The organism is Gordonia sp. GONU (assembly GCF_024733855.1).
In the GTDB taxonomy this organism is placed as follows: Bacteria; Actinomycetota; Actinomycetes; order Mycobacteriales; family Mycobacteriaceae; genus Gordonia; species Gordonia amicalis.
In genome coordinates this window covers 1-13776 of record NZ_JANRHB010000002.1, presented here as the reverse complement: position 1 = coordinate 13776, position 13776 = coordinate 1, and the positions used below count along the sequence as shown (strand labels likewise).

The following is a 13776-nucleotide window of genomic DNA, read 5'->3' as shown; positions in this document are numbered from 1 at the left end:
CGGCCTCTCGCGGGCTCACTGTCGGTCGTCGGATCGATGCGCGGCCGTGGTGGGCAGGGAATGACTACGCTGGACGAAAAGCCGAGCCGAGCAGGGAGGCCGTGATGGCGATCGATCGCGACAGAAGCAGAGCGGTGTCGGAGGTCGTCCGAGAGCATCCGGTGATGAGCCTGGTCGCGGTCTCGCCGGGCATCGCCGTGTTCGTGGTCCTGTTGCTGCTCGACCAGACGTTTCTGGCGATCCTGTTCGCCATCCTCGCCGTCGGCGGCGGAGGGTATCTGTTGACCCGCAAACGGTGAGCACGTCGCCCGCGCGGTGAAACCCCGACTCGACGGCGGGCGCGGCTACAGTGGTGGCCACTGAGCTCGACCGCGACGCCGTGCGCGTCGGCGGCGGGCACATGCGGGTGAAGGGAGTGCGGGCACATGATCGACTATTCGGGTCGTCACCACGGCCCGGCGGCCGGGCGGCCGGGTCGCTGACCATGTCCACGCGCGTCGATGCCTACATCTGGGCGATTCGTCTCACCAAGACCCGATCCGCGGCGGGTGCGGCCTGCCGGGGTGGCCATGTGCGGGTCAACGGTGTCACCGCGAAACCCGCTCAGCCCGTGGTTCCGGGCGACGAGATCCGTGTCCGTCTGGCCGGGCGCGAACGCATCGTCGAGGTGACCAAGACGATCAACAAGCGGGTGTCCGCGCCGATGGCCGCCGAGTGTTTCGTCGACCGGTCCCCACCACCTCCGCCCAAGGAGATCCTCGCGAGCCAGCCCCGTCGTGACCGCGGCGCCGGGAGGCCCACCAAACGTGAACGGCGACAACTCGATCGGCTCCGCGACTCGAGCTTCCTCGTCGCTGTCCTCGCCGTCGTCGTGCTGCTGGTCGGCGGTTGTTCGGACGACGAGCCGGTCGACCCGAACAAGCCCAACACCCCGGAGGCCCCCGCCCAGGCGGGCTCCGGACCGTTCTTCGGCAAGTGTGGCGGCGTGACGCTGGAAGAGGTCACCCGGATCACCGGTTTCGGCGGACTCACCGAGACCGTCAACAACACGTCGGTGTGCGAATGGGACACCACCGGCTCGCGCACGGGCGCGGTCGCCTCGTTCAACTGGTACCGGGGTTCGCCCATCGGCCGGGAAGAGGCCAACGTCAAGTTGTCGCGCGATGTCACGAACAAACTCGAGATCGACGGTCATCAGGGGTTCATCGGCTACACCCAGTCCGGTCAGATCTGTGAGGTCGGTATCGGTTTCGGGGCGGACTTCTTCGAATGGTCCATCCGCGGCGATGCGCAGCAGGCCCGTCCGATCGAGCAGATCTGCGACGCCGCGCGGGAGCTGGCGACATTGTCCATCGAGCGTGCGTCATGAGGCGGCCGCTGGCGGTTCTCATCGCCCTTCTCCTCGGCCTGACCGCGCTCGCCGGGTGTGCACGAACGGTCGACGGTGAGCCGGTGCCGGTCGGCGCCGCCGGACAGTCCGGCAGCAGTGACATCGACACCGATCAGTTCGACAAGCTGCTCCTCGAATGCGACGTGCTCCCCGACGCCATGATCGCCGACGTCGTGGCCGGCGGTGGATTCGCCGAGCGATCCTTCAGCGGTGCCATCTGCCGGTGGCTCGTGTCCGGTGCCACCGACGTCGTCAGCGTGACGTTCAACTGGTTCGAATGGGGCAACGTCAACCTCGAGAAGGAGACGGCGAAGAAGCTCGGATTCCAGACCGAGAACATCAAGGTCGCCAGCCAGTCCGCCTTCACCCAGCGCAGTCCCGACCGTCCGGGAGTCTGCGGGGTCACCGCGCGGGCACCCAGCCGCGGGATCTTCACCTGGTTCGTCGAACCCCGCAGCGCGCCCCAGGGGGACCCGTGCGCAGCCCCGATCAAGCTGATGGAACTGCTCCTCCAGGGCGGTCAGTAGCTCCCCATCGCTCCCTGAGGAGGCCCGGAGCTTGCGGAGGGCCGTCACGAAGGGTCAGGCCGGTAGCGGCCCCACCACCACACTCGCGGCAACGACCAGCTCGTCGCCGGACCCTGGTACCAGCAGCCACACCGTCAGCTGGTCGCCCTCGCGGACGCGACGAAGGGTGAGGCGCGTCCCGGGGACGATGGGCCGCAGGTACTCGATGACCACCCGGTGCGGCATGTCGACGAGATCGGGGTGTTCGACCAGCTCGTCCTCGATGGCCTCGAGGTAGGCGGCGTTGTTGAGGTGCTTGAACGGATCGAAGTCGGTGATGCGCAGGACGTGCTCGCGATCGGGGAACGGGATGTCCTCGGCGGCCGGAGCCTTCTCCGGGTTCATCGACTTCCACCGCAGACGGTGTTCGTCGGTCATCGACGACAGCATCTCGAAGGCCTCGTCCGACAGCCGCGAGGGCACGCCCTTGTCGTTGACGTTGATCCAGAACGCCTCGGTCTCGATCAGGCCCTCGGGACGCGGGTCTGGATTGAACCGGTTGGTCTCGTGATCGGAGGTGAGACGCACCCGCATGTTGGTCCACCGCGTCGACAGGGCCCCGCACCAGCGCTGGGCGGTCACCGTCCCGGGCCAGGAAATCGGCCGGACGACGTCGATGATGGTTCGCCGGACGATCCAGAACGGTTCGGTCTTGCCGAACTCCGTGGCCTCGAGGTTGTCGTTGGCTATGTCTTGCAGGTATCGAGCGACGGCGTCGAGCCGCACCCGCATGTCCTGATCGACATCACCGGTCCGGATCCGGTACTGCGCCTGGTAGAACCGGGCGCCGTCCTTGCGGGCCGGTAACGATCCCGGTTCTACACCTGAAGTAACCTGGCTCACTCGAGTCCCTTCAATGGGTCGCAGGTATCTTTGCAGTTAAGATACAGTCAAGGCCGAAACTAGAACACGTTCTACGTGTTGGATTACGAGGAAACAGCAGATGGCGCATGTGATTACCCGGCCATGTTGCAACGACGCGAGTTGCGTGAGCGTGTGTCCGGTGAACTGTATTCACCCGACGCCCGACGAGCCGGAATTCCTGACGGCCGAGGCGCTCTACATCGACCCGGAGACCTGCATCGACTGCGGCGCGTGCATCGACGAGTGCCCGGTCGAGGCGATCCTCCCCGACGATCAGCTCACCGAGCGCGACGAGCCGTATCTGCAGATCAACGCGGACTATTACAAGGACCACGACGTCGAGGGCGGGCTCGTCCCGCCGCGCAAGTCGCCGCAGCTGCCCGACAAGGAGCTGCACGTGGCGATCATCGGCGCCGGGCCGGCCGCCTTCTACGCCGCCGAGGAACTCGTGCGCAAGCAGAGCATCAAGGTCGACATGTTCGATCGCCTGCCCACGCCCTACGGCCTGGTCCGCGCGGGCGTCGCCCCGGACCACGCCGCCACCAAGGGCGTCGAGAAGACCTTCGCGTCCGTCGCCGCCAAGAAGAACTTCGACTACTACCTCAACGTCGAGGTCGGCAAGCACATCAGCCACGACGAACTCGTCGCCCGCTACCACGCGGTCATCTACGCGGTGGGTGCCGCGACCGACAAGCGGCTGGGCATCGAGGGGGAGGACCTGCGCAACTCGGTCGCGGCCACCCAGTTCGTCGCCTGGTACAACGGCCACCCGGACTTCGCCGACCTCGATGTCGACCTGTCCTCGGAGCGCGCGGTGGTGGTCGGAAACGGCAACGTGGCGCTCGACGTGGCACGCATCCTCGTGACCGATCCCGACGAGCTGGCCAAGACCGACATCGCCGACCACGCCCTGGCGAACCTGCGTGAGTCGAACATCAAGGAGGTCGTGCTGCTCGGCCGGCGAGGCGTCGCCCAGGCCGCCTACACCAACAGTGAGTTCCTGGCCCTCGGCGACGTCGAGGGGGTCGACGTGGTCATCGATCCCGAGGACCTCGCCCTCGACCCGGCCACCGAGGCGGCGCTGGCCGACGACACGCTCGACTCCACCATCGCGACCAAGATCCGGCTGGCCCGCGAGTTCACCGAACGGCCGCAGACGCCCGGCAACAAGCGCATCGTGTTCCGCTTTCTGACGTCTCCGGTGGAGATCGCCGGTGACGGAGAGGCGACCGCGCTGACGTGCGTGCGCAATGCCTACACCGACGCCTCCGGACGAGTGGCCGTGATGCCGACCGATGAGCGGTTCGACCTCGAGACGGGCCTGGTGCTGCGAGCCATCGGCTACCGGGGCGTCCCGGTCACCGACCTCCCCTTCGACGAGGGACGCGGCGTCGTCCCGAATGCCGGGGGGCGCGTCCAGGTTGCCGCTGACGGCGAGGTCATGCCGGGCCTGTACGTCACCGGGTGGATCAAGCGCGGGGCCACCGGCGGGATCGGCATGAATCGGCTGTGTGGTCAGGAGACGGCGCGCGCCGTGATCGACGACTTCGTCGCCGGCGCCATCGCCGATCCGTCGACCCCGCGTGACGATGTCGCCGCGCTCGTCGCCGATCGCGGTGCCAACCGCATCGACCTCGCCGGGTGGAAGGCCATCGACGCCGCCGAGAAGTCGGCGGGCAAGGCGGCCGGCCGTGCGCGTGCGAAGTTCGTGAGCATCTCCGAGTTCGAGGCGGCTGCCACCGCCGGGGCGCAGTAACCGTGCGGATTGCACTGCTGTCCTACCGCAGCAAACCTCATTGCGGTGGGCAGGGGGTGTACGTGCGTCATCTGTCCCGTGAACTCGCACTTCTCGGGCACAGCGTCGAGATCTTCTCGGGACAGCCGTACCCGGAACTGGACCAGTCGGCCATCGACGCCGGTGTCACGATCACCAAGGTGCCGAGCCTCGGGCTCTACGACGAGCCGGACCCTTTCCGTACCCCGGGACTGAGCGAGTACCGAGACTGGATCGACCTGCTCGAGGTCGGATCGATGTGGACGGCGAGCTTCGGCGAGCCGCTCACCTTCAGCCTCCGGGTCGCCCGGTTGCTGAAGGAGCGGCGCGACGACTTCGACATCGTGCACGACAACCAGTGTCTCGGTTACGGATTGCTCGACATCCAGAAAGCGGGCTTCCCGCTGATCGCGACGATCCACCACCCGATCACGCGGGACCGCACCCTCGCGGTCCGCGCGGCCAAGGGCTGGCGCAAGATCACCGCGTGGCGGTGGCATTCCTTCCTGCGTATGCAGGGACGCGTGTCGCGCCGGATCCCGGAACTGCTCACCGTCTCCCGCAGCAGCGAGGTCGACATCCGCAAGGCCTTCGACATCCCGTCGGGCCGTATCACGACGATTCCGCTCGGCGTCGACACCGAGATCTTCACGCCCGGAACTGAACGCGTACCGGGGCGCATCGTCAGCATCGCCAGTGCAGACGCACCTCTCAAGGGTGTGTCGTACCTGCTCGAGGCGGTGGCGAAGCTCGCCGCCGAACGGGACGACGTCAATCTGGTACTGGTGTCCAAATTGGACCCGAATGGACCGTCTGCCAAGCTGATCGAGGATCTCGCGATCGCCGATCGGGTGTCGGTGGTCTCGGGACTCGAGGACTCCGAGATCGCGGAACTGCTGGCCTCGGCCGAGGTTGCGTGCGTGCCGTCCCTGTACGAGGGCTTCTCGTTGCCGGCGGTCGAGGCGATGAGTTGCGGCACACCGCTCGTGGCCACTCGCGCCGGCGCGATCCCGGAGGTCGTCGGCACGGGCGAGGAAGCCGCGCTGCTGGTTCCGCCGCGGGACTCCGGGCGTCTGGCGCAGGCGATCGGTCGACTCTTCGACGACGCCGAGCTGCGGGCTCGTCTGGGCTCGGGCGGACGGCGCCGGGCCGAGGAGAACTACAGCTGGGCGGCGGTGGCCGCGAAGACGGCGGCCCATTACGAAACCGTGCTGGCCGGACACCGGCGAGCAACAGAAGGGACATCGAGTGCTGACAGTTGATTTCGACCGTCTGGGCGTGGGCCCGGGCACCAAGGCGATCGACATCGGGGCGGGTCAGGGACGACACTCCTTCGAGATGTTCCGGCGAGGAGCGGACGTCATCGCCTTCGACATGTCGGAGAGCGACATGGCCGATGTCGCGGAGATGTTCGACGCCATGACGGCCGAAGGGCATGTGCCCGCTTCGGCCAAGGCGCGCGCCGAGGTCGGTGACGCACTGCGTCTCCCGTACGCGGACAGCAGCTTCGACGTGGTGCTGATGTCGGAGATCCTGGAGCACATCCCGGGAGACGAGGGCGCGATCAGTGAGATGGTTCGCGTTCTCAAGCCCGGTGGGGTGGCCGCGGTGACGGTGCCGCGGTACTGGCCGGAGAAGGTCTGCTGGGCCCTGTCGGACGAATACCACGAGGTAGAAGGCGGACACGTCCGCATCTACAAGGCCTCCGAACTCGCCGGCAAGCTGCGCACTGCGGGTCTCGAGGTCACCGGAACCGATCACGCTCACGCTCTTCACGCACCGTACTGGTGGCTGAAATGTGCTGTCGGCGTGGAGAACAACGACAATCCGCTGGTCAAGGGCTACCATCAGCTGCTCGTCTGGGACATGATGAGCAAGCCGTGGCTGACCCGTGTGGGTGAGCAGGTGCTCAACCCGATCATCGGCAAGTCCGTGGCCCTGTATCTCCGTAAGCCCGAGACTGCTGCGTCTTCATGACGGCCGCTCCGGCTGTCCCTGGAGTGGTCACCGCCGAGCAGATGCGCGCCACCGGCGCGGCGATCGTCGGCATGCAGGAGGAATCCGGCGCACTGCCGTGGTTCCCCGGCGGGCAGACCGATCCCTGGGATCACATCGAATCGGCGATGGCGTTGTCGGTGACCGGCTTTCATTCCGAAGCCGAAGCGGCATACGAGTGGTCGCGGCGTAAGCAGCGGTCCGACGGCTCCTGGCCGATCCGCACCGTGTGCGGCAAGGTCGAGGATGCCGGGACCGACAGCAACTTCTGCGCCTACATCGCGGTCGGGGTGTGGCACCACTACCTGATCACCGGGGATGATGCCTTCCTGCAACGGATGTGGCCGGTGGTCTGGTCGGCGATCGACTGCGTCCTCCGATTCCAGCGCGAGGACGGCGCGTTCCGCTGGGGCGGCGACCACCGCACCGGCGCGATGTTCGGTGAAGCCCTGATCACGGGCAACTCCAGCATCTTTCAGGCTCTGGATTGTGCGATCCGGATCGCCGGTCAGATGGATCAGCCCGACGAGGACTGGATCGTCGCCCACACCATGCTCGGGGATGCGATCCGCGCCGACATCGTGCGGGACGAGTGGGAGATCTTCACGCCCCCGTCCGAACACTCGATGGACTGGTACTACCCGATCCTCGGTGGTGCGGTGCGCGGCCAGGAGGGGCAGGAACTGATCGCCCGTCGCTGGGACCAGTTCGTCGTCCCCGGCAAGGGGGTGAGGTGCGTCGACCACCGTCCATGGGTCACCGGCGCCGAAACCTGCGAGCTGGCACTGGCTCTCGACTCGCTGGGCGACACTGCTGATGCGATCGAACTGATCGCCTCCATTCAGCACCTGCGCGATCCCGACGGATCATATTGGACGGGACTGGTTTTCGCGGACGGCAAGCGCTGGCCGGTGGAGAAGAGTTGCTGGACATCGGCGGCCGTCGTGTTGGCGGCCGACGCCGTGAGCCGCACCAGCGTCGCCAACGGGATCTTCCGAGACGTCCGGCAGCGCCTAGCCGTCGCGCCCTAGTTCCTCTTCTGGGTAGCTGGTCTGAACCCCTGGTCTCTGTGGCGCCCATCACCTAGACTGGTGTCCAGTCAACCGTCCGATTCTGATGAGGGCGGCAGCAACGGCGCCCGGGGAGGCCCTCATGGATTTCGGAATCGTACAGTTCACCAGCGATCGCGGACTCAAGCCGCACATCCTGGCGCCGCTGATCGAGAACGCCGGCTTCGCGTCGTACTACGTCCCCGAGCACGGACACATCCCCACTCGTCGCGACGCCGCGCATCCGCAGACCGGTGACGAGACCCTGCCCGACGATCGGTACATGCGAACCCTCGACCCGTGGACGTCACTCGCCGCCGCAGCCGCGGTGACCGAGCGGATTCGACTGGGCACCGCGGTGGCTCTTCCCGTGCAGTCCGATCCCATCACCCTCGCCAAGACCATTGCGACGCTCGACCACCTCTCTGACGGCCGAGTGACCCTGGGCGTCGGATTCGGATGGAACCTCGACGAGCTCGAAGACCACCACGTGCCACCGAAGCGTCGCCGGACCATGCTGCGCGAGTATCTCGAGGCCATGCGAGCGCTGTGGACGCAGGAAGAAGCCGAATTCGACGGCGAATTCGTCAGGTTCGGTCCCAGTTGGGCGTGGCCGAAGTCGACGCAGGCGCACATTCCGGTGCAGGTCGGCGGCGCCGGCACGGAAAAGAACTTCAAGTGGATCGCCCGCAGCGCCGACGGCTGGATCACCACGCCGGGCGAAGACGACATCGAGGGTTCGGTGGCGCTGCTCAAGCAGATCTGGGCCGACGCCGGCCGGGACGGCGACCCGCAGGTCGTCGTCCTCGACTTCAAGCCGGTGGCCGAGAAGCTCGAGAAGTGGCGTGAGATCGGTGTCACGACCGTGCTGTACGGCCTTCCCGACGACTCGGTCGAGCGCGCCAGCGGATACCTGGCCAAGCTGGCCGGCAAGCTCGAGCTCGCACCGGCGGTCGTCTAGCGGTCCGTCAGGCGCCGGGGTCGGTGCGCAGGCCGGGCATCACGAAACGGTCGAGGTGGCGCCGGACCTGTCCGGCGTCGTCGATGTCGATGGTCTCGCTCGGCGTGGTTCCGAGGCTGATCAACACGCGCGCAACCCATTCGGCGACCTCGTGCAGATCGTGCGCGGGATGGATCTCGCCGCGGGCGGCGGCCGCCTCGACGTAGGGGAACCAGAAGCCCGCGAGGTCGGGGACCAGTTTCACGACGCCGACGCCCGCGCATTCGGCGAACTCTGTCGGTTCCTCGGTACGCAGCCGCATCAGGAGGGTGCCGGGGTCGTCGTAGGCGCCGCGGCCGATCCGCACACCGGCGGTCAGCTGACCGGCGAGATCGCCGATGTCGTCGAGCGCGGTCCGTGCGTCCCGCCAGAACGATTCCGTCAGTCGCACGATGGTGGCGCCGATCATGGACGGTTTGTCCGGGTAGTGCCGGTACAGCCAGGCTCGGGAGACCCCGGCCGACTCGGCGACCTGTTGCATCGTGGTGGCGCGAATACCTTTGTCCGCCAGCAACTTCTCGGTGGCGTCGAGCAGGCGGTCGTGAACCGACGGGTTGGTTGTCTCGGTCACGGGTTCTCCTGCGTTGCTCTGCGGTCTGCGTTGCTCGTTCCGGCGTGTGTGCTCCGGCGAAGACTAACAAGGCCGTAGACAGTTCGGCGGAATCTGTGTACGCGGACCCGACCATCGTGTAGACACAAACCAGATTGTGTCTACACCCGATGTTTGTCCAGAAATGATGTCTGTCCAGAGGAGGAAGCGTGCGCTTACCGACCACCGCGATCATCGGCGCCGGGATCAGCGGTCTGACCGCAGGCAAGATGCTCACCGACTACGGCGTCCCGTACACGTGTTTCGAGAGTTCCGACCGCATCGGCGGCAACTGGGCGTTCGGCAATCCGAACGGTCACAGCAGTGCCTACCGGTCGCTGCACATCGACACCTCCAAGCACCAGCTGTCCTTCCGCGACTTCCCGATGCCGGCCGAGTATCCCGACTTCCCGCACCACACGCAGATCAAGGCCTACCTCGACGCCTATGCAGAGGCCTTCGACCTCATCCCCTCGATCGAGTTCACCAATGGCGTCGAACACGCACGCCGGCTCGACGGCGGCGGCTGGGAGCTGGAGACCCAACACGGTGAACGACGCCGGTTCGACCTCCTCATCGTCGCCAACGGACATCACTGGGACCCGCGTTTCCCGAACTTCCCGGGCGAGTTCGACGGCATCGAGATGCACGCGCATCACTACATCGATCCGCGGACGCCACATGACTTCTCGGGGAAACGCATTCTCGTGGTGGGCCTGGGTAACAGCGCCGCCGACATCGCGGTCGAACTGTCGTCGAAGGCGCTGGACAACAAGCTGACGCTGTCCACCCGGTCCGGGGCCTGGATCGTGCCGAAGTACTTCGGCGGCAAGCCCGCCGACAAGTACTACAAGACCTCCCCCCACATCCCGATGTCGTGGCAGCGGAAGTTCGTCCAGATGATGCAGCCGGTCACCGCCGGACGCCCCGAGGACTATGGTCTGCCGACGCCGAATCACAAGTTCTTCGAGGCACACCCGACGCAATCGGTGGAGCTGCCGCTGCGACTCGGCTCCGGTGATGTCATCGCGAAGCCGAATGTCAGTCGCCTCGACGGGTCGACGGTCCACTTCGACGACGGCACCTCCGACGACTTCGACATCATCATTTACGCAACGGGTTACAACATCACCTTCCCGTTCTTCGACCCCGACTTCATCAGCGCGCCGGACAACCGGATCGACTTGTACAAGCGGATGTTCTACCCGGGTATCGACGACCTCGTCTTCGCCGGATTCGCCCAGGCGGTCCCGACACTGTTCCCGTTCGTCGAATGCCAGGCGCGCCTCATCGGCGCGTACGCGACCGGGCACTATCGCCCACCATCGGTGGCGGAGATGCGGGAGACGATAGCCGCGGACACGCAGTTCTTCACCGGCCACATGGTGCAGAGCGCACGCCACACCCAGCAGCTCGACCATTACCTCTACGAACACAACATGCGTACCAAGGAGATCCCCAACGGCCGACGCCGCGCGCAGGAACAGGGGCCGATGACCTGGGCGGGAGTGGCGGACAACGCTCCTGTCGCAAGCGTCTCGGGAACGGAGGCCACCGCATGACCACACCGTCCGGAGCGCAGACCGTCCGTTTCCCGTCGGCGGGCACCGAATGCGATGCCTGGTTCTTCGCCGGTTCGTCGGGCTCGCCTTTCCAGATCGACGGCAAACGCCCCGTCGTCGTGATGGCGCATGGTTTCGCGGGCACCAAGGATTCGGGTCTCGCACCGTTCGCACAGCGATTCTCGGAGGCCGGACTCGCCGTCTTCGCCTTCGACTACCGTGGTTTCGGTCTCTCGGATGGGCAACCGCGGCAGCAGATCTCGCTGGAACGCCAGGCCGACGACTACCGGGCCGCGATCGTGGCCGCCAAGAAGCAACCCGGTGTGGACCCGAATCGGGTGATCCTCTGGGGTGTTTCGCAATCGGGCGGTCATGCGCTGACGGTCGCGAGCGGTCGTCTCGACGTCGCCGCGGTGATCTCGGTGATCCCGCTCGTCAACGGTCTGGCCGCCGGTCGCGTGGCCTACGACCAGGTCGGAGGTGCGGCCATCGCGCGCTCCACCGCGTCGGCCGTGGCGAGTGCCGTGTCGTCGAAGCTGGGGCGCGGCCCGAAGATGATGCGCGTGGTCGGCGAGCCGGGTGACCGCGATGCGGCACTGACCGCCCCCGGATTCCTGGAGAGCTACCTGGCCATTGCCGGACCGTCGTGGCGCAACGAGGTCGACGCGTCGGTCGGTCTGGAGGTCGGCGGGTTCCGGGCCGACAAGCATGTCGGCGACCTCAATGCCCCGGTGCTCGTCCAGATCGCCGACTACGACTCGGCTGCGCCGCCGCAGGCGGCGGCCAAGACGGCTTTCAAGGCGCGCGCCGAGGTCAGGCACTATCCGTGTGACCACTTCGACGTCTTCGAGGGCAACGACTGGTTCGAACCGTGTGTCGGACATGCGGTCTCGTTCCTCACCCGCCACCTCGCGGACAAGGCCGTGAGCGCCCGGTGAAGCGCGCGATCGTCATCGGCGGGGCGTCGGGTATCGGGCTGGCGACGGTCGACGCGCTGACGGCCGACGGAGTGGAGGTCGTCGTCGCCGATGTCGACGCCGAGCGTGCCGAGAGAGTCGCCGCCGAGCGAAGTGACACGGTCCGTGCGCTGGGTCTCGACGTCACCGACGAAGACTCGGTGGTCGCCGCTTTCGACGCGGTCGGGGAGTTCGACACGGTCGTGAACTGTGCGGGCCTGTCGGATCCGGGTGCCCTGACCGAACTCGAATTGAGCGCCTGGCGTCACACCGTCGACGTCTGCCTCACCGGCACGTTCCTGGTGATCAAACACGCCGGCCGTCGGATCGCCGACGGCGGCTCGATCACCTGTATCGCCTCGCTCAACGGTCGGCAGCCAGGCGCCGGGATGGGGTCGTACTGCGCGTCGAAGGCGGGGGTCCTGATGCTCGTCGAGGTCGCTGCCCTGGAACTGGCGGACCGGGGGATACGGGTCAATGCCGTGTCGCCGGGTCTGGTGTCGACGCCGCTGACCGAGGGCATCGGATTCGTCCCCGGACTCACCGAGGAGTACATCGAGAACACCCCGCTCGGACGCAGCGGCGAACCAGCCGAGATCGCCGACACCGTCGTCTTTCTCGCCTCCGACAAGGCGCGGTGGATCACCGGGGCTGCCTTCGACGTCAACGGTGGCGCACACCTGAAGCGGTATCCCGACGTCCTCGGCAAGGCGCGGGCGATGCTGGAGCAGGCGCCTCCGGTGCTCCCGGAGTAGCGAGCGTACGAGCGACGCCCTGCTGTCGAACGGTTCCACGACGTCCGTACCAGACGCCTCTGACATCGTCACTGCTCCATCTGGTTACGAGAAAGCTCTGCAGCCCAGTCGAACACGCCCAAGCCCTCGGGGTCGAGACGATCACCGGCAAGTCCTCGAGTCGACCGATGCGACCCCGGCGTGACGGGTTGAACGCGGGCCTGTTGTCCCAGACACTGTTTCGGTACCTGGACAAACAACCGTTGGCCGACACCCTGTCCGAGCTGCAAGCCCAGGTCGATGCGTTCGACCACCTGGTCCGAACTATCAGCACCTCGGGCACCGTCAGCGTCAACGCAGTCACCTACATGGTGATGTGGACCATGCCTTAGATCAGGTCTCGTCGCCGTCGACGACCCGGTCATTATCGCCAACACCGCCGGGGAGGTCCTTGTCGAACACCCACGGCCCGCTGCCGGAATCAGCTACTCGGCAACCGCCAACCCCGCGGTTCACGTCCCACCAAACCAGACCGTCACCGAGGTCCTGATACACCGAGTGTCTCCGATGCCTTGATACAGAACTGTCACCGATGACCCGACGCCATACCTCCTACACCATCCCACCGACAAGCTGCGTGTCATCGTGTGTTCCTCATTAGCGTTGCAGCACAGCGGAATAGCGGGTACTGTCGAACATACATTCGCACTATCGGTTCGGAGGGTGACCGTCATGGCAGACGCAAGACCAAGCGCCGCCGTGCTGGTCGATCAGCTCCACTCCCTCATCGACGAGCTGCAGACCGTCGACCTGACGCAATGCTCGGATGCCGAACTGGTCGATGTCGCTGCAGAGACCGAACGTGCCGTCGCGCGACTGAGTTTCGCCGGGGACCGTCAGGTCGTCGAAGCCACCGAACGTGACCTACCCCGTAAGACCGGCCATCGCAGCGTCATCCAGTTCATGACCCACCGCCTCCGGATCGCCGAACCCATGCGGCGCCGCGACCAGATGTCGGCCACCGCAACCTTTCCCAGCCCTACCGGTGAACCACTCCCACCCCAGCACCCCACCCTGGCCGACGCCTTCGCCGACGGACATGTCGGCCCCGCGCATGTGCGTGCGGTCATCGACGTGCTCGACCAGATCCCGCACGCCGTCGACCACGACGTGAAACTCGCCGCCGAACGACAGATGACCGAAATCGCCGTCGACCACACCCCCGCCGACATCACCGCCCTCGGCGCCCGCCTGTTGGCCCACCTCGACCCCGACGGAACACTCGCCGACGACACCG

At 66.4% G+C, this 13776-nt stretch carries 16 protein-coding genes; 13 read left to right on the top strand and 3 right to left on the bottom strand.

Annotated features, from left to right (window positions below; genetic code table 11):
- Positions 1-104 precede the first annotated feature (104 nt).
- The 3 genes from NWF34_RS02100 (at position 105) to NWF34_RS02090 (ending at position 1917) form a co-directional block, all read left to right on the top strand.
- Positions 105-299, top strand: a complete 195-nt coding sequence (locus NWF34_RS02100) for a hypothetical protein (protein WP_258324122.1) — start codon at positions 105-107, stop codon at positions 297-299.
- A 185-nt stretch (positions 300-484) separates the two neighbouring features.
- On the top strand, positions 485-1369 hold the full coding sequence (locus NWF34_RS02095; protein ID WP_258324237.1) for a DUF3558 family protein: 885 nt from the start codon (positions 485-487) through the stop codon (positions 1367-1369).
- Positions 1366-1917, top strand: coding sequence for a DUF3558 domain-containing protein (locus NWF34_RS02090; protein WP_006436935.1), 552 nt, complete (start codon positions 1366-1368; stop codon positions 1915-1917). The genes NWF34_RS02095 and NWF34_RS02090 overlap by 4 nt, the downstream gene beginning before the upstream one ends.
- 54 nt (positions 1918-1971) lie before the next feature.
- Here the strand turns inward: NWF34_RS02090 and NWF34_RS02085 are convergent, their stop codons facing one another.
- On the bottom strand, positions 1972-2799 hold the full coding sequence (locus NWF34_RS02085) for an acyl-[acyl-carrier-protein] thioesterase (RefSeq protein WP_258324121.1): 828 nt from the start codon (positions 2797-2799) through the stop codon (positions 1972-1974).
- A 100-nt stretch (positions 2800-2899) separates the two neighbouring features.
- On the opposite strand from NWF34_RS02085, the gene NWF34_RS02080 reads away from it, so the two are divergent.
- From NWF34_RS02080 to NWF34_RS02060, 5 genes are all read left to right on the top strand, one after another.
- Entirely contained in the window at positions 2900-4576 is a 1677-nt protein-coding gene (locus NWF34_RS02080) for an FAD-dependent oxidoreductase (protein WP_258324120.1), read from the top strand.
- Positions 4577-4578: 2 nt separating this feature from the next.
- Positions 4579-5856, top strand: coding sequence for a glycosyltransferase family 4 protein (locus NWF34_RS02075; protein ID WP_258324119.1), 1278 nt, complete (start codon positions 4579-4581; stop codon positions 5854-5856).
- Entirely contained in the window at positions 5843-6571 is a 729-nt protein-coding gene (locus NWF34_RS02070; protein ID WP_258324118.1) for a class I SAM-dependent methyltransferase, read from the top strand. The genes NWF34_RS02075 and NWF34_RS02070 overlap by 14 nt, the downstream gene beginning before the upstream one ends.
- On the top strand, positions 6568-7620 hold the full coding sequence (locus NWF34_RS02065; RefSeq protein ID WP_258324117.1) for a prenyltransferase: 1053 nt from the start codon (positions 6568-6570) through the stop codon (positions 7618-7620). The genes NWF34_RS02070 and NWF34_RS02065 overlap by 4 nt, the downstream gene beginning before the upstream one ends.
- Positions 7621-7741: 121 nt before the next feature.
- Positions 7742-8599 (top strand): LLM class F420-dependent oxidoreductase, encoded by an 858-nt coding sequence (locus NWF34_RS02060; protein WP_258324116.1) that lies wholly within the window; start codon positions 7742-7744, stop codon positions 8597-8599.
- A 7-nt stretch (positions 8600-8606) separates the two neighbouring features.
- On the opposite strand, the gene NWF34_RS02055 is transcribed toward NWF34_RS02060, so the two are convergent.
- Complete coding sequence (locus NWF34_RS02055) at positions 8607-9209, bottom strand: TetR/AcrR family transcriptional regulator (RefSeq protein WP_258324115.1); 603 nt, start codon at positions 9207-9209, stop codon at positions 8607-8609.
- 188 nt (positions 9210-9397) lie between these two features.
- Between NWF34_RS02055 and NWF34_RS02050 the strand changes: the two genes are divergently transcribed.
- From NWF34_RS02050 to NWF34_RS02035, 4 genes are all read left to right on the top strand, one after another.
- Positions 9398-10789, top strand: a complete 1392-nt coding sequence (locus NWF34_RS02050) for an NAD(P)/FAD-dependent oxidoreductase (protein ID WP_258324114.1) — start codon at positions 9398-9400, stop codon at positions 10787-10789.
- Positions 10786-11727: an alpha/beta hydrolase gene (locus tag NWF34_RS02045; protein ID WP_258324113.1), complete on the top strand. Its 942-nt coding sequence runs from the start codon at positions 10786-10788 to the stop codon at positions 11725-11727. The genes NWF34_RS02050 and NWF34_RS02045 overlap by 4 nt, the downstream gene beginning before the upstream one ends.
- Positions 11724-12500 (top strand): SDR family NAD(P)-dependent oxidoreductase, encoded by a 777-nt coding sequence (locus NWF34_RS02040; protein WP_258324112.1) that lies wholly within the window; start codon positions 11724-11726, stop codon positions 12498-12500. Before NWF34_RS02045 ends, NWF34_RS02040 begins: the two co-directional genes overlap by 4 nt.
- A gap of 167 nt (positions 12501-12667) precedes the next feature.
- The gene (locus NWF34_RS02035) at positions 12668-12871 is read left to right on the top strand and encodes a hypothetical protein (RefSeq protein WP_258324249.1); all 204 of its coding nucleotides are present in this window, start codon (positions 12668-12670) and stop codon (positions 12869-12871) included.
- A 1-nt stretch (position 12872) separates the two neighbouring features.
- Here the strand turns inward: NWF34_RS02035 and NWF34_RS02030 are convergent, their stop codons facing one another.
- Positions 12873-13034 (bottom strand): hypothetical protein, encoded by a 162-nt coding sequence (locus NWF34_RS02030; protein WP_258324111.1) that lies wholly within the window; start codon positions 13032-13034, stop codon positions 12873-12875.
- A gap of 177 nt (positions 13035-13211) precedes the next feature.
- Between NWF34_RS02030 and NWF34_RS02025 the strand changes: the two genes are divergently transcribed.
- Positions 13212-13776, top strand: a 565-nt coding sequence (locus NWF34_RS02025; protein WP_258324110.1) for a 13E12 repeat family protein, incomplete at its 3' end; no start/stop codon positions are given.